Raw genomic sequence first — 15,883 nt, forward strand, 5'->3', positions numbered from 1 at the left:
CACTTGCAGGCGCTGTCGATTTTATTGATGGGCTTTGTCCATGAACGCGCCTAGCCTGTGAAGACGACAATCGAGGTGTGCCATGCGTGTGCTGTTAGTGGAAGACGAACCCGAGACCGCCAGCCTCCTGGCCAAAGGCCTGAGCGAAGCGAGTTATGCGGTGGATGTAGCGCTCAATGGCATGGACGGCCGACGCTTTATCGAATCTGGCGAATATGAATTGATTATCCTCGACGTGATGCTGCCGGGGCTCAACGGCTGGCAGTTGCTGCAGCAAATCCGCAAGCTCGGCGATACGCCGGTGCTGTTGCTCACCACCACGGACGGCATCGAGGACCGGCTGCGCGGGTTGGAGTTGCATGAGGATGATTACCTGCTCAAGCCGTTTACCGTCAGCGAGCTGGTGAAACGGGTGCGCAAGCTGTTGCGGCGAGATCGGGGGCGGTAGCAGTAGCGGTTTCAGTGGTGCTTGAGAAATTGCGATGGGGCCGGAAATCTCAACGCACCTTGCGAATCTATTACCGCAACCCATCCCGAAACTGCCCCGGCGTCATCCCCGTCCAGCGCTTGAACGCGCGGCTGAAGCTGCTGGTGTCGGCGAATCCCAATAGATAACTAACCTCGCTCAACGAGCATTGCGGGTCGCGCAGGTGCAGCAGCGCCAGGTTTTCCCGACTTTCGTTGAGCAGCGTATCGAATCGACAACCTTCGTCCGCCAGGTGCCGTTGCAGGCTGCGCAAGCTCAAGTGCAGTGCTTCGGCGATGCGATCGGCCGACGGTTCGCCCTCAGGCAGTTGCTCTTCAATGGCGTCGCGAACCTTGCGCTCCCAGGTCAGGGGCTTGAGTTGTGCCAGGGTGCGTTTGAGCACGGTTTCGTTGTGTTCGGCCAGTTCCGGGTTGGCGTCGTCCAGGTGGCTGTCGAAATCCACCAGGGCGAATTCCAGTCGGTCTTCCTCGGCGGCGAAATACACCGGCGAACGGAACACTTTGTGCCATTGATGCGGGTCGGCAGGTTCCGGACGGCGCAGATAAACCGCCAGCGGCGCGTAGTCACGGCCCAGCCGGTTACGGCAGGTGCGCACGTAAATCGCCGCGAAGGCGTCGATGGCTTCGAAGGCGGGCGCGGGGTTGCCCTGGGGGATTTTCAGGCGGAAGCGGTAGCGATCCTCGTCGCGGATCAGCTCCAGGTCCAGCGCATTACTGACCACCTGGTGATAACGCACGATGCGCTCGAAGACCTCCCGCAGACTGCCGCTGGCTACCAACGCATAACCCAGCGCATGAAAGGTGGTAGGGCTGACGAAACGCGACACCCGCAAGCCAATCGCCGGGTCGCCGCTGACCTGCACCGCGATTTCCCACAGACGCGTGGTGCCGGACAACGGGTAACGGGCGTTCGGGTCGTCCATCAACTGCGGGTCGAGCCCTGCCTGTTGGCACAGGGCGGTGCTGTCGAGCCCCAGCGCATCGAGCTGCTTGCGCAGGGCGCGGGTCCAGCTGGCGAGGGAGGTCGGTTCAGTCATGTCGATTGGCGCGTCCGGTCAACAGGTTGGCGTTCACGGCTACCGTTCAGTTAAGCATCACAGGGCAGGATGCGAGCATCAATAACCAAAGGATGGAAGCATGGACGGTACTTCTGCAAGTCCCCAGCGACTGAATGCAGCACAGCGATCAGCGCATATTCGCCAAGTGGTATTGGCCAAAGGCGTCGAACTGCGTCAGCGCTACCCGATTCTCAATCATCAGGACGCCTTGGGCGCGGGTATTCTGGCCTTCGCCCTGGCCGGGATGATCGGTTCGGCAGTGCTCTACATCAACGGATATATGGCTTGGTGGGCATGCCTGTTGCTCAACGCGTTCTTCGCCTCGTTGACCCATGAACTTGAGCATGACCTGATCCACAGCATGTATTTTCGCAAACAGCGGGTGCCGCATAACCTGATGATGGGCCTGGTGTGGCTGGCGCGGCCGAGCACCATCAATCCGTGGATCCGCCGCCATTTGCACCTCAACCACCACAAGGTGTCCGGCACCGAAGCCGACATGGAAGAGCGGGCGATCACCAACGGTGAGCGCTGGGGTTTTGCGCGGCTGTTGATGGTTGGCGACAACGTGATGTCGGCGTTTATCCGCATGCTGCGGGCCAAGACCTGGGCGCACAAGTTCAGCATCCTCAAGCGCTCCCTGAAAGTTTACGCACCGCTGGCGCTGATGCATTGGGGGGCGTGGTATGTGTTCCTCGGTTTTCACGCCGCCAACGGCATCGCGCATCTGTTGGCTGTGCCCATCGAATGGTCGGCGACGACATTGGCGGTGATGCAAGTGATCGACATCGCTGTCGTGGTGATCATCGGTCCGAACGTGTTGCGCACGTTCTGCCTGCACTTTGTCAGCTCGAACATGCACTACTACGGTGACGTCGAGCCGGGGAATGTGATTCAGCAGACTCAGGTCTTGAACCCTTGGTGGCTGTGGCCATTGCAGGCGTTCTGCTTCAACTTCGGCAGCAGCCACGGGATCCATCACTTTGTGGTGAAGGAGCCGTTTTACATCCGCCAGATGACAGTGCCAGTGGCGCATGAGGTGATGCGTGAGATGGGGGTTCGGTTCAATGATTTCGGGACGTTTGCACGGGCGAACCGATTTGCGCACAAGGCGACCACAGAACCCCGTCAGGTGCATGCCGCCCAGGTTTGAGCAAGGCACCCGGAAACTCAAAGGCGAAAAGCGCTCGTCATCAATTTGACCCAAAGGGACGCTACGTTGTGACGCAAGCAGCGAGGGGGCGGCGATTGCCGAAGATGATTCGTATATGCGATTTAGGCCTAATAAAGTAATTAAATATTCCTTTATTGGATAACCGATTTCGCCAATCATCGGCTTCAGGATTGTTGATCAGCGCAAACAGATTTTGAGTTTCCGGGGCCGTCTCCTTGGCAGGGTGCGGCCCCTTTTTTATTTCGGGCAAACGTATATTCGATATTGGTCTTAATAAATAGCTTCTTATTCCTTAGCGAATATAACTCTCCTCCCTATACTCGATCAGGAACAGACACACAGCAGGAGAGCTCCCCCATGCGCAACGAATCAATTCGCTACCTGATTGTGCCGGGCTGGCAAGGATCGCCAGAAGATCATTGGCAAACCCACTGGCAGAACAGTCTGCCAAACAGCGCGCGGGTGGAGCAGGCCGATTGGCTGACGCCTCGTCGTGAAGACTGGGTCGCAGCGTTGGCCGAGGCGATTGCCGCCGACAGCACGCCTGTGATCCTGATCGCCCATAGCCTGGGTTGCATCACCGTTGCCCATTGGGCAGCCACCGCGCCGCTGCAATTTTTGCGTCAAGTGCGCGGCGCCTTGCTGGTCGCGCCGGCGGACGTCGAGCGCCCCGCGTGCTCGCCGGCGCTGCGTAACTTCGCCCCGATTCCAACCAGCCTGCTGCCGTTCCCGAGCCAGGTGGTCAGCTCCGACAACGACAGCGCCGTGAGTGCGCCGCGAGCCCTTGAGCTGGCCCGCAACTGGGGTGCGGAGGCGGGGATTTTGTCGGGTGCCGGGCATATCAATGTGAAGTCCGGTCACCAGCGCTGGGAGCAGGGTTTTGCCTATCTCTATCGCCTGCAAAACCGTATGGAACACCACGCCCTGCGACGTGCGTAACCCTTTTTCTTGTTAAACGCCCCCGTCTCCCGGCGGTTTTGGGCGGGAGTCTGCCATGAGTTTGCATGAAACCTTCGGTCAGCCATTGCTGACCTTTCCCGATGCGGAGAAAAGCCCGCTGAGCATCCGTGCCAAGGCGCTGGTGTTTGTCGATCCGCGTTCCCGGCAGTTGCGCCAGGAGCTGGAACAGCTGGCGCCACGTTCGATCTCAGTGTTGATTCGCGGTGAAACCGGCAGCGGTAAAGAACTGCTGGCGCGGCACATCCATCGCGCCAGTGATCGTGGCGGGTTGTTCGTGTCCGTCAATTGCGGCGCGATCAGCCCGACTTACGCCGATGCTGAACTGTTCGGCTATGCCGCCGGCAGTTACAGCGGTTCGGCCAGCAGTCGTGCCGGCTGGTTCGGCTCGGCCAACGGCGGCACCTTGTACCTGGACGAGATCGGCGACCTGCCGCTGCCGATCCAGATCAAGTTGCTCGCAGCCCTGGAAAACCACGAAGTCACCCGCGTCGGTGCGCACCAGCCGAGCCCGGTGGACGTGCGTCTGGTGGCGGCCACCAGCATCGATCTGGCCCAGGCAGTGGCGGCCGGAAAATTCCATGAGCGGCTTTATCACTACCTCAGCGAGGGCCAGCTCGACCTGCCGGCCTTGCGTGAGCGGATGGGCGACATTTTGTCGCTGGCCGAATACTTCCTCGGCATCTACAGCCAACGCCTCGACCTGCCGGTGCCACTGATCAGCGAAGCCGCGCAGCATCTGCTGGAGCAACACAGTTGGCCGGGCAATACACGAGAGCTGGAGAACGTCATTCACTTTGCACTGCTGGTGAGTACTGGCGATGAGATTTTGCCGGAGCATTTGAATCTGCCCGAGGCGCCGGCATCGTTGCTACAGATCGAGCAGCAACTGAAAAAAATCCTCGGCAGCGGCTCCGCCGCCGAAAAAGAGGCCTTGAAAGACCTGCTCAAAACCACGGGGCTTCTGTAGGAGCGAAGCTTGCTCGCGACAGCGGTGTGCCAGGCAATATTGATGTCGGCTGACACTCCCTCTTCGCGGGCAAGCCTCGCTCCTACAGGGTCGTTCGTGGATTGGACTGTATGAACAAAATGGAATATGAAAGTGAATAAAAGATATTGTTCGGGAATAAAAAATCCCGGTATTGTCCGCGTCACGCCAGCGATAGCACTTCACTGGCACCTAAACATTTAGCCGTCGTCGATGACGACCGTGATTTTCGATAAGGACACTGCATGAAAAAGGTTCTGTTGTTCACCGCATTGGCGGCTGCCCTGACCGCGGGCCTGGCCCAGGCTGGCGAGAAACTGGTGGTTGCGGCGACGCCGATTCCACATGCCGAGATTCTTGAACTGATCAAGCCAACCCTCGCCAAAGAAGGCGTAGACCTGGAGATCAAAGTCTTCACCGACTACGTTCAGCCGAACGTGCAGGTCGACCAGAAGCGTCTGGACGCCAACTACTTCCAGACCCTGCCGTACCTGAAAAGCTTCAACGAAGGCAAAGGCACGAACCTGGTAACTGTGATCGGTGTGCACGTCGAACCGTTCGGCGGCTACTCGAAGAAAGTCAAAACCCTGGCTGAGCTGAAGGACGGCGCAACCATCGCCATCCCGAACGAAGGCAGCAACAGCGGCCGTGCCCTGATCCTGCTGCAGAAGGCTGGCCTGATCGAGTTGAAAGACCCGAAAAACGCTTTGGCCACCCCGAAAGACATCGCCAAGAACCCGCACAATTTCAAGTTCAAGGAACTGGAATCGGCCATGCTGCCGCGTGTTCTGGACCAGGTCGATCTGGACATGATCAACACCAACTACGCGCTGGACGCGGGCCTCAACCCGGCTAAAGACGCGCTGGTGATCGAAGGTGCCGATTCGCCTTACGTGAACTTCCTGGTGGCACGTCCGGACAACAAGGACAGCGTTGCCATCCAGAAACTGGCCAAGGCCCTGACCAGCCCGGAAGTGAAGGCGTTCATCGACAAGAAATACAGTGGCGCTGTACTGCCGGCGTTCTGATTCACCGCCGTCTCGAACCCCTTCAAGGTTTCAAACGCCGACGGCTACTACAGCGTCGGCGTTTTTTATTGCGCCAAGATCAAAAGATTTCAGGCCACCCGCGCCTTCAACGCCCTGCGCAGCGCCACCAGCAATTTCACGATGTCCTGCGGATCCAGCCGCGGCGGCACTTTTACGTCAGCCATGTTCTCTTCCTTGTGATGGTTCGGCCGGGGGAGTCTGGCCAAAAGCTGCACGTCCTTGGAGGGGCATCTTGAAAAAAAGATCCTTCCTACAGCGCAAAGGAAAATAGCCGTCTCCCGCTGCCGTCGCAAACCCACAGGATAGTTTTTTGTGTGATATCAATATGCTTTATCGGTATTTAAATTCCTCTTTTTATACCTTTAAAGTCGGTGCCTGCCGGGTGGTTATCCACTGCCCATGGACTGCGCCATCGTCGCTTCCCGAGCGGCTTACAGGATGTTCAATGACCTTCGACTACGCATTTATCCTCGGCACCCTGCCGGCGTTTCTCAAAGCCGTTGGCGTGACGCTGCAGGTCGGCTTCATCGCCATCGGCACTTCATTGCTGGTGGCGCTGGTCAACGCGACGATTCTGGTGTTTCGCACGCCTTACCTGCAGCGGCTGGTCGGGCTGTATGTGGAGTTGGCGCGCAACACGCCATTGCTGATCCAGTTGTTCTTCGTCTACTTCGCCTTGCCGGCCCTGGGCATCAAAGTCTCGGGCTTCGCCGCAGCGATCATCACCATGACCTTTCTCGGCGGAGCCTACCTCACCGAAGTCCTGCGTGCCGGCGTGGATGCCGTGCCCCAGGCGCAACTTGAGTCCGGTCGTTCAATTGGCTTGTCCCACGGGCAATTGCTGCGCTACGTGATCTTGCCGCAGGCCGGCATCCTCAGCCTGCCGTCGCTATTCGCCAATTTCATATTCCTGCTCAAGGAAACCACGGTGGTCTCGGCGGTGGCGGTGCCGGAGATTCTCTACACCACCAAGAGCTACATCGCGCTCTATTACAAAACCTACGAAATGCTCGCCGTGCTGACGTTGATCTGCGTGCTGTTGTTTTTGCCGTTGTCGCTGCTGCTCAGCCGTCTGGAAAGGAGGCTCCAGCATGGCCAGTTCGGGTCTTGAGTTGCTCATGGTGTCATTGCCGCAATTGGGCAAGGGCGCTGCGCAAACCTTGTCGATTTCTTTTCTGAGCATCGCCTTCAGCACCGTCGGCGGCGTGCTCTACGGCGTGTTGCGCACGCTGAATTCGAAGTGGCTGAACGTCATTTTGCGGGTCTATCTGGAATTGTTCCGGGCGATCCCGGTGCTGGTCTGGTTGTATTTGCTGTTCTTCGGCCTGCCGATTTTTTTCGGCCTGAGCATTCCGAGCTTCTGGTGCGCGGTGCTGGTGCTGTCGCTGTGGGGCGCCAGCGAAGTCGGGGAAGTGGTGCGCGGCGCCTTGCATTCGTTACCGCGCGGCCAGCGAGAAGCGGGATTGTCGATTGGCTTGAACGGCCCGCAACTCTATGGCTACGTGCTGCTGCCCCAGGCGCTGAAACGCATGACGCCGCCGACCATCAACGTCTACACGCGGATCATCAAGACCAGCTCCCTGGCGGTGCTGATCGGCGTGGTGGACGTGATCAAGGTCGGCCAGCAGATCATCGAGCGCACCTACGAATCGGTACTGATCTATGGCGCGCTGTTTCTGTTTTTCTTTTTCATCTGCTACCCGCTGTCAGCCGCTTCCCGCGTGCTGGAGCGGCGCTGGACGCAAGCATGAACGCATTGATCGAGTTCAAGGGTTTCAACAAGTTTTTTGGCGAGCAGCAGGTGCTCAACGGCATCGACCTGAAGGTGAAACCGGGCGAAGTGATCGTCATCCTCGGCCCCAGCGGCTGTGGCAAAAGCACCTTGCTGCGCTGCCTCAACGGCCTGGAAGTCGCTCACAGCGGCAGCTTGAATTTTGCCGGGCGTGAGTTGCTGGGCAAGGGCACCGACTGGCGCGAAGTGCGTCAGCAGATCGGCATGGTATTCCAGAGTTATCACCTGTTCCCGCACATGAGTGTGCTCGATAACGTGCTGCTTGGCCCGGTGAAAGTGCAGAAGCGCGATCGCCGCGAAGCCCGTTCCCAGGCCGAAGCCTTGCTGGCGCGCGTAGGCCTGTTGGACAAGCGCGACGCGTTCCCGCGTCAGCTCTCCGGTGGTCAGCAACAACGCATCGCCATCGTCCGTTCGCTGTGCATGAATCCCCAGGTCATGCTCTTTGACGAAGTCACCGCCGCCCTTGACCCGGAGATGGTCAAGGAGGTGCTCGAAGTGATTCAGGGGCTGGCCCGCGAAGGTATGACGCTGCTGATCGTCACCCACGAAATGGCCTTCGCCCGCGCCGTGGCCGACCGCATCGTGTTCATGGACGCCGGGCGCATCCTTGAGCAACAACCCCCCGAGATTTTCTTTACGAACCCGCAAACCGCACGAGCGCAGCAGTTCCTGGAGAAGTTCTCCTATGTCGCCGCACTACCCAAAACGACTCAAACAAAGGAACTGGAACTGCCATGAAAACTGCCAAGTCTTCTCTGCTGCTACTCCCGCTGCTCGGCCTGGCGCTGCTGGCCGGCTGCAACAAAACCGAAGAACCGGCCAAGCCGAAAGTCGCCAGCGTCAGCAGCGCACCGGCCGGTTACCTGGAAAAGATCAAAGCCCGGGACAAGCTGATTGTCGGCGTGTTCACCGACAAACCGCCGTTCGGTTTTGTCGATGAAGCCGGGCGCTACGTGGGGTTCGATACCGACATTGGTCGCCAATTCGCCAAGGATCTATTGGGCGATGAAAACAAAGTCGAGTTCGTGGCGGTGGAGCCGGCGAGCCGGATTCCATTCCTGCAAAGCGACAAGGTCGACCTGATCCTGGCCAACATGACCGTCACCCCGGAGCGCAAGGAAGCGGTGGACTTCACCAACCCGAACCTCAAGGTGGCGGTGCAGGCGCTGGTGCCGCAGGCCAGTTCAGTGAAGAACCTTGATGACTTGGCGACCCGCACGACTATCGTGACCACGGGCACCACAGCCGATGTCTGGCTGACCAAAAATCACCCGGACTGGAAACTGCTGAAGTTCGAGAAAAACTCCGAGTCCCTGCAAGCCCTGGCCAATGGTCGCGGCGACGCTTATGCGCAGGACAATCTGGTGCTGTTCAGCTGGGCCAAACAAAACCCGGGCTACCGTGTACTGGAGCAGAAGTTGGGCGCCGAAGCACCGATCGCCCCGGCGGTAAAGAAGGGCAACATCGAACTGCGTGATTGGGTGAATGCGGAGTTGGCGAAGCTGGGTGAGGATAAATTTTTGCTCAAGCTGTACGACCAGTACGTGCGTAAAGAGCTGAGCGATGACACCAGGCCTGAGAGCGTGATTGTCGAGGGTGGGAAGTGGCAGGGGTGATTTGCTTCAGCTGATCGTTCCCACCTGTGGTGAGGGAGCTTGTTCCCTCGCCACAGAGCGAGGGAACGATCAGTGTGTCTCAGTCGGGCCAATACCACACCGGCTCATCCAGCATCCGCTGCCCGACCATCCCGGTCTGGCCGAAATCTTTCTCCAGCACAATGCAATTGCATTCCGGGTCTTGCTGCAATGCCGAGATCAAGCGCCGCGCATGGGACACCACCCACACCTGGCACTGTTCGGACGCTCGAATAATCAACCGCGCCAACGCCGGCAACAAGTCCGGATGCAGACTGGTTTCCGGCTCATTCAGCACCATCAGCGTCGGCGGCCGGGGTGTCAGCAATGCCGCGACCAGCAACAGATAGCGCAACGTCCCGTCCGACAATTCGGCGGCGGACAGTGGCCGCAACAACCCTTCCTGATAAAACTCGATTGCAAATCGGCCACCTTGCAGCAATGCGATGTTCAGCGTCGCGCCGGGGAACGCATCGCTGATCGCCGCCTGCAAGGCTTCGGGATCGCCGATTTCGCGGATGGTCTGTAATGCCGCCGCGAGGTCACGACCGTCGTGGTGCAACACCGGCGTGCGAGTGCCCAGTTGTGGTTGTCGCGCCGGAGCTTCGGCATCGCTGCGAAAGTGATCGTAGAAGCGCCAACGGCGGATGAATTCACGCAGCTGCAAGACTTCCGGCGAGGTACGCAAGCTACCAACCTGATCGAACAGGCTGTCGAAATTCGGCGTGTGCTGGGACAGCACCTCCCAGCCGCGCCCGACCCGGGCGCGGATCATTGGGCCGTTGCGATCCACCAGCAGGCTGGCCGGGCGATAGAACGGCCCGGACCAGATGCATTCCTTTTTGATTTCCGGGTCCAGAGAAAACGCGGAAAGACTCGGTTCCGCAAGGCCCAGCGCGATCGAGTAGCTGAAGTCTTCACCGGCAAACCCCAGGCGCAGGCGCTTGACGCCGTGTCGCATGGTTGCCTGGACCGGGATTTCACCCTTGCGCATGCGCTGGGTGATGGTTTCCGGCCCGGCCCAGAAGGTCGAATCCAGCCCACCCTCGCGTGCCAAGCCATTGACCACTCCACCCTGAGCAGTTTCCGCCAGCAGACGCAAGGCGCGGTAGAGATTGGATTTACCGCTGCCGTTGGGGCCGGTGATCAGGTTCAGCCGTTCGAGCGGAATCACCAATTTATTGATCGAGCGGTAGTTGGCCACCGCGAGGGTTTTGAGCATGGGGAGCTTCCTGCTGCAGGGTCAGCCATTCTGCCTTATTGTCAGCAACACGGTGATCCCTGTGGCGAGGGGGCTTGCCCCCGTTGGGTTGCGAAGCAGCCCTTAAACCAGTCACCGCGTTTCTTTCAGGATCACTGTGTTAGCCGGCTTACGACTGCTGCGCAGTCGAACGGGGGCAAGCCCCCTCGCCACAGTCAAGCCCCTCGCCACAGGGAATGCAGCAAACCCGTGCACCTGTTGAACCCTGTTCTAAGCTCACAGTCGTATCGTCACTGGCACGTACGTACAACGCAAAGGAGTCTGCATGGCGGGTCCCGGATTGAAATTAATGGTTGGCCTGAGCCTCTTCGCCCTGCTGACCGCTTGTGGCGAGAAAAAGCCCGTCGAGAAGGACCGTCCGCGAGTCTTCGTGCAAGAGGTCAAGCCAACCGATTACGCCGCCGCGGTGACACTCACCGGCGATGTCCAGGCCCGAGTCCAGACCGAGTTGTCGTTCCGCGTGGGCGGCAAGATCATCCAGCGCATGGTCGATGTCGGTGACCGAGTGTCGGCCAAACAAGTGCTGGCCAGGCTTGACCCCAAAGACCTGCAAACCAATGTCGATTCGGCCCAGGCCCAGGTCGTTGCCGAACAGGCGCGGGTCAAACAGACTGCCGCCGCCTTCGTTCGCCAGCAAAAACTCCTGCCCAAGGACTACACCAGCCAGAGCGAATACGACTCCGCCCAAGCGGCCTTGCGCAGCAGCCAGAGCGCATTGAGCGCGGCTCAAGCGCAATTGGCCAACGCCCGTGATCAATTGAGCTACACCGCGTTGATTGCCGATGCGCCAGGCGTGATTACCGCGCGCCAGGCCGAAGTCGGTCAGGTGGTGCAGGCCACGGTGCCGATTTTCAGTCTGGCCCGGGATGGCGAGCGTGACGCGGTGTTCAACGTTTACGAATCGCTGCTGGCCGAGCCGCCATCGGACAGATCAATTGTGGTCAGCCTGCTCGACAATCCGAAAATCAAGACCACGGGCACCGTTCGCGAAGTCACGCCAGCGGTGTCCGCGCAGACCGGCACGGTGCAAGTCAAAGTCAGCCTCGACGGTCTCCCTGAAGGCATGCAGCTCGGCTCGGTGGTGAGCGCCACCGCCAAGCCTGTGGGCAAAACCGCGGTGGAGCTGCCTTGGGCTGCCCTGACCAAAAACCTCAGCGACCCTGCCGTGTGGTTAGTGGACGCCGAGGGCAAGGCGCAGTTGCACACGGTCACCGTTGGCCGTTACCTGACCGGCAAAGTCATTGTCAGCGCCGGCCTCACCGGTGGCGAAAAAGTCGTCACCGCGGGCGGCCAGTTGCTGCACCCGGGCGTACGGGTGGAGGTCGTCGAAAATACCGATCAGACCCCAACGACAGGAGCCCAACCATGAAGCGCCTGTTGCTGTTGTCCGCCGCTGTGCTGCTGGGTGCCTGTTCCAAGGAAGAAGCGCCGCCAGAACCGGTGCGGCCGGTGTTGTCTGTGGAAGTGAAAGCGCTCAATCAAGAAAACCTCGGCCGGTTCGCCGGCAGCATTCAGGCCCGTTACGAAAGCAACGTTGGGTTCCGGGTGCCGGGGCGTATCGCCAGCCGTAACGTCGATGTCGGTGCCGAAGTCCAGAAAGGCGCCTTGCTCGCCACCCTCGACCCCACCGATCAGCAGAACCAGTTGCGCTCGGCCCAGGGTGACCTGGCGCGTGTTCAGGCGCAGCTCATCAACGCCCAGGCCAACGCCCGGCGTCAGCAGGAACTGTTCAATCGCGGGGTCGGCGCTCAGGCGCAACTGGACATCGCCCAGACCGATTTGAAAACCACCCAGGCGTCCCTCGATCAAGCCAGGGCCGCGGTCAATCAGGCGCAGGACCAACTCAACTACGTTGAACTGCGCACCGATCACAAAGCCATTGTCACCGCGTGGAGCGCCGAAGCCGGGCAGGTGGTGACGGCCGGCCAGCAGGTGGTGACTCTGGCGCAGCCGGACATCAAGGAAGCAGTGATCGACCTGCCCGATACCCTGGTCGATGATTTGCCGGCCGACGTGGTGTTCCAGGTCGCCTCGCAGCTGGACCCGAGCATCACCAGCACCGCCATCGTGCGTGAAATCGAACCCCAGGCCCAAAGCGCGACCCGTACCCGTCGCGCCCGCCTGAGCCTGACCGATACGCCGCCGGGTTTTCACCTCGGCACGGCGATCAGCGTGACCCTCAGCTCTGAAATCAAACCACGCCTCGAACTGCCGGCGAGCGCATTGCAGGAGGTCGATGGGAAAACACGGATCTGGATCGTCGATCCACAGACGCAAACCGTTGCCCCACGGGAGGTCAGCCTGATCAGCCGGACCGACGACACAGTGGTCGTGGCCAACGGTGTGAAATCCGGCGAGCGGGTGGTCAGTGCCGGTGTGAACAGCCTCAAGCCGGGGCAGAAAGTGAGAATTGACGAGGGCAGCCCGCAATGAAAGGGAGTTTCAACTTATCCGAATGGGCCCTCAAGCATCAGTCGTTTGTCTGGTATTTGATGTTCGTCGCGCTGTTGATGGGCGTGTTCTCCTACCTGAACCTGGGTCGCGAAGAAGACCCGTCGTTCACCATCAAAACCATGGTGATCCAGACCCGTTGGCCCGGCGCGACCCAGGAAGAAACCCTCAAGCAGGTCACTGACCGGATCGAGAAAAAACTCGAAGAACTCGACTCGCTCGATTACGTGAAAAGCTACACCCGCCCCGGCGAATCAACGGTCTTCGTTAACCTGCTCGACACCACCAGCGCCAAGGACATTCCGCAAATCTGGTACCAGGTGCGCAAGAAGATCAACGACATCCGCGGCGACTTCCCGCAAGGCCTGCAAGGGCCGGGCTTCAACGATGAGTTCGGTGATGTGTTCGGTTCGGTGTATGCCTTTACCTCTGACGGCCTGTCGATGCGCCAGCTACGCGATTACGTGGAACAGGTGCGTGCCGAAATCCGTGAAGTGCCAGGATTGGGCAAGGTCGAAATGATCGGCGAGCAGGATGAAGTGCTGTACCTGAACTTCTCCACCCGCAAACTCGCCGCCCTCGGCATCGATCAGCGCCAGGTGGTGCAGAGCCTGCAATCACAGAATGCCGTGACCCCGGCGGGAGTGATCGAGGCCGGCCCGGAGCGGATTTCGGTGCGGACCTCGGGGCAGTTTGCCTCTGAGAAAGACCTGGCCAACGTCAATCTGAAGCTCAACGACCGCTTCTACCGCCTGGCCGACATCGCCGATATCAGTCGTGGCTATGTCGATCCTGCCACCCCGGAGTTTCGTTTCAACGGCCAGCCGGCCATCGGCCTGGCAATCGCCATGAAGAAGGGCGGCAACATCCAGGCATTTGGCAAGGCGCTGCATCTGCGCATGAACGAGCTGACGGCCGACCTGCCGGTGGGCGTTGGCGTGCACAACGTTTCCGATCAGGCCGAAGTGGTGGAAGAAGCTGTCGGCGGTTTCACCAGTGCGTTGTTCGAGGCCGTGGTGATCGTGCTGATCGTCAGCTTCGTCAGCCTTGGCGTGCGCGCCGGGCTGGTGGTGGCATGTTCGATTCCGTTGGTGCTGGCGATGGTCTTCCTCTTCATGGAATACAGCGGCATCACCATGCAGCGGATTTCCCTCGGTGCATTGATCATCGCCCTCGGCCTGCTGGTGGACGACGCGATGATCACGGTGGAGATGATGGTCACGCGCCTAGAAATGGGTGAAACCAAAGAGCAAGCGGCCACCTTCGCCTACACCTCGACCGCGTTCCCGATGCTCACCGGCACGCTGGTCACTGTCGCCGGTTTCGTGCCGATCGGCTTGAACGCCAGCTCCGCCGGTGAGTACACCTTCACCCTGTTCGCGGTGATCGCGGTGGCAATGCTGGTGTCATGGATCGTCGCCGTGCTGTTCGCCCCGGTGCTTGGGGTGCATATCCTGAGCGCCAAGGTGAAACCTCACGACACCGAGCCTGGGCGCATCGGTCGGGCATTCAATGGTGGCCTGCTCTGGGCCATGCGCAATCGCTGGTGGGCTATTGGCATTACCGTAGTGCTGTTCGTGCTCTCGGTGTTTTCCATGCAGTTCGTGCAGAACCAGTTCTTCCCGTCCTCGGACCGCCCGGAAATTCTCGTCGACCTGAACCTGCCGCAAAACGCCTCGATCGCCGAAACCCGCAAAGCCGTGGACAAGCTCGAAGCGACGCTCAAGGGTGACCCGGACATCGTGCGCTGGAGCACCTACATCGGCGAGGGTGCGATCCGTTTCTACCTGCCCCTCGACCAGCAGTTGCAGAACCCGTACTACGCGCAACTGGTGATCGTCAGCAAAGGCCTGGAGTCACGCACGGCGCTGACTGCTCGTTTGCAAAAGCGCTTGCGTGAAGAGTTCGTCGGCATCGGCAGTTACGTCCAGGCTCTGGAAATGGGCCCGCCGGTGGGGCGTCCGATTCAATACAGGGTCAGCGGTAAAGACATCGATCAAGTGCGCAAGCACGCGATCGCCCTGGCCACTGAACTGGATAAAAACCCGCACATCGGTGAGATCATTTACGACTGGAACGAGCCGGGCAAAGTGCTGCGCATCGACATCGCGCAAGACAAGGCGCGGCAACTGGGGCTGTCGTCGGAAGACGTGGCGAACCTGATGAACAGCATCGTCGTCGGCTCGCCGGTGACGCAGGTCGATGATGACATCTACCTGATCGACGTGGTCGGCCGCGCTGAAGATGCCGAGCGCGGCAGCCCGGAAACCTTGCAGAACTTGCAGATCGTCACCCCCGGCGGCACTTCGATACCGCTGCTGGCGTTTGCCACGGTGCGCTACGAACTGGAGCAACCGCTGGTATGGCGTCGTGACCGCAAACCGACCATTACCATCAAGGCTGCGGTGCGCGACGAGATTCAGCCGACCGACCTGGTGAAGCAGTTGCAACCGGACATCGACAAGTTCGCCGCCGGTTTGCCGGTGGGCTACAAAGTCGCCACCGGCGGTACGGTGGAGGAAAGCGGCAAGGCCCAGGGGCCGATTGCCAAGGTGGTGCCGTTGATGCTGTTTTTGATGGCGACCTTCCTGATGATCCAGTTGCACAGCGTGCAGAAGCTGTTCCTGGTGGCCAGCGTCGCGCCGCTCGGGCTGATCGGCGTGGTGCTGGCGCTGATCCCGACGGGCACGCCGATGGGCTTCGTGGCGATCCTCGGGATTCTGGCGCTGATCGGCATCATCATCCGCAACTCGGTGATCCTGGTGACCCAGATCGACGCCCTCGAGAAGGACGGCTATACGCCGTGGGACGCGGTGCTGCACGCCACGGAACACCGTCGCCGACCGATTCTGTTGACGGCCGCGGCGGCGAGCATGGGGATGATCCCGATTGCCCGGGAAGTGTTCTGGGGGCCGATGGCCTACGCGATGATTGGCGGGATCATCATTGCGACGTTGCTGACGCTGCTGTTTTTGCCGGCGCTGTATGTGGCCTGGTACAAGGTACGCGAGCCGAAGAAACAAGCGCCGTAAC

The 15,883-nt window shown here is 60.0% G+C and carries 14 protein-coding genes; 12 read left to right on the plus strand and 2 right to left on the minus strand.

The annotated features are described in order from the left end of the window. The first annotated feature begins 82 nt into the window (after nucleotides 1-82). Nucleotides 83-448 carry a response regulator gene (locus tag AF70_RS10120; RefSeq protein WP_019581708.1) on the plus strand — a complete coding sequence of 122 codons (366 nt, stop codon included), beginning with the start codon at nucleotides 83-85 and terminating at the stop codon, nucleotides 446-448. 70 nt (nucleotides 449-518) lie between these two features. On the opposite strand, the gene AF70_RS10125 is transcribed toward AF70_RS10120, so the two are convergent. After that, entirely contained in the window at nucleotides 519-1,523 is a 1,005-nt protein-coding gene (locus AF70_RS10125; RefSeq protein ID WP_028939552.1) for an AraC family transcriptional regulator, read from the minus strand. Nucleotides 1,524-1,623: 100 nt separating this feature from the next. Between AF70_RS10125 and AF70_RS10130 the strand changes: the two genes are divergently transcribed. The 8 genes from AF70_RS10130 to AF70_RS10165 all read left to right on the plus strand — a co-directional run bounded on the left by AF70_RS10130 (nucleotide 1,624) and on the right by AF70_RS10165 (nucleotide 9,120). Beyond that, nucleotides 1,624-2,697 carry a fatty acid desaturase gene (locus AF70_RS10130; protein WP_028939553.1) on the plus strand — a complete coding sequence of 358 codons (1,074 nt, stop codon included), beginning with the start codon at nucleotides 1,624-1,626 and terminating at the stop codon, nucleotides 2,695-2,697. 378 nt (nucleotides 2,698-3,075) lie between these two features. Beyond that, the gene (locus AF70_RS10135; protein WP_019581711.1) at nucleotides 3,076-3,657 is read left to right on the plus strand and encodes an alpha/beta hydrolase; all 582 of its coding nucleotides are present in this window, start codon (nucleotides 3,076-3,078) and stop codon (nucleotides 3,655-3,657) included. A gap of 55 nt (nucleotides 3,658-3,712) precedes the next feature. Beyond that, nucleotides 3,713-4,645, plus strand: coding sequence for a sigma 54-interacting transcriptional regulator (locus AF70_RS10140; RefSeq protein ID WP_028939554.1), 933 nt, complete (start codon nucleotides 3,713-3,715; stop codon nucleotides 4,643-4,645). A 263-nt stretch (nucleotides 4,646-4,908) separates the two neighbouring features. Continuing rightward, nucleotides 4,909-5,691, plus strand: a complete 783-nt coding sequence (locus tag AF70_RS10145; RefSeq protein ID WP_007941045.1) for a MetQ/NlpA family ABC transporter substrate-binding protein — start codon at nucleotides 4,909-4,911, stop codon at nucleotides 5,689-5,691. A 466-nt stretch (nucleotides 5,692-6,157) separates the two neighbouring features. Further along, entirely contained in the window at nucleotides 6,158-6,823 is a 666-nt protein-coding gene (locus tag AF70_RS10150) for an amino acid ABC transporter permease (RefSeq protein ID WP_019581714.1), read from the plus strand. Next, nucleotides 6,804-7,463 carry an amino acid ABC transporter permease gene (locus AF70_RS10155; RefSeq protein ID WP_019581715.1) on the plus strand — a complete coding sequence of 220 codons (660 nt, stop codon included), beginning with the start codon at nucleotides 6,804-6,806 and terminating at the stop codon, nucleotides 7,461-7,463. The genes AF70_RS10150 and AF70_RS10155 overlap by 20 nt, the downstream gene beginning before the upstream one ends. Then, nucleotides 7,460-8,242: an amino acid ABC transporter ATP-binding protein gene (locus AF70_RS10160; RefSeq protein WP_028939555.1), complete on the plus strand. Its 783-nt coding sequence runs from the start codon at nucleotides 7,460-7,462 to the stop codon at nucleotides 8,240-8,242. The genes AF70_RS10155 and AF70_RS10160 overlap by 4 nt, the downstream gene beginning before the upstream one ends. Then, nucleotides 8,239-9,120 carry a transporter substrate-binding domain-containing protein gene (locus AF70_RS10165; RefSeq protein ID WP_028939556.1) on the plus strand — a complete coding sequence of 294 codons (882 nt, stop codon included), beginning with the start codon at nucleotides 8,239-8,241 and terminating at the stop codon, nucleotides 9,118-9,120. Before AF70_RS10160 ends, AF70_RS10165 begins: the two co-directional genes overlap by 4 nt. 79 nt (nucleotides 9,121-9,199) lie before the next feature. Here AF70_RS10165 and AF70_RS10170 read toward each other — a convergent pair whose 3' ends face one another. Then, on the minus strand, nucleotides 9,200-10,360 hold the full coding sequence (locus AF70_RS10170; protein ID WP_028939557.1) for an AAA family ATPase: 1,161 nt from the start codon (nucleotides 10,358-10,360) through the stop codon (nucleotides 9,200-9,202). Nucleotides 10,361-10,664: 304 nt separating this feature from the next. On the opposite strand from AF70_RS10170, the gene AF70_RS10175 reads away from it, so the two are divergent. The 3 genes from AF70_RS10175 to AF70_RS10185 are packed head-to-tail and all read left to right on the plus strand — an operon-like array spanning nucleotide 10,665 to nucleotide 15,882. Beyond that, nucleotides 10,665-11,768, plus strand: coding sequence for an efflux RND transporter periplasmic adaptor subunit (locus AF70_RS10175; protein WP_028939558.1), 1,104 nt, complete (start codon nucleotides 10,665-10,667; stop codon nucleotides 11,766-11,768). After that, nucleotides 11,765-12,832, plus strand: a complete 1,068-nt coding sequence (locus AF70_RS10180; protein WP_028939559.1) for an efflux RND transporter periplasmic adaptor subunit — start codon at nucleotides 11,765-11,767, stop codon at nucleotides 12,830-12,832. Before AF70_RS10175 ends, AF70_RS10180 begins: the two co-directional genes overlap by 4 nt. After that, on the plus strand, nucleotides 12,829-15,882 hold the full coding sequence (locus tag AF70_RS10185) for an efflux RND transporter permease subunit (RefSeq protein WP_028939560.1): 3,054 nt from the start codon (nucleotides 12,829-12,831) through the stop codon (nucleotides 15,880-15,882). The genes AF70_RS10180 and AF70_RS10185 overlap by 4 nt, the downstream gene beginning before the upstream one ends. The last annotated feature ends 1 nt before the right edge of the window (nucleotide 15,883 follow it).

This window comes from Pseudomonas sp. KD5 (assembly GCF_012932895.1).
GTDB lineage: Bacteria > Pseudomonadota > Gammaproteobacteria > Pseudomonadales > Pseudomonadaceae > Aquipseudomonas.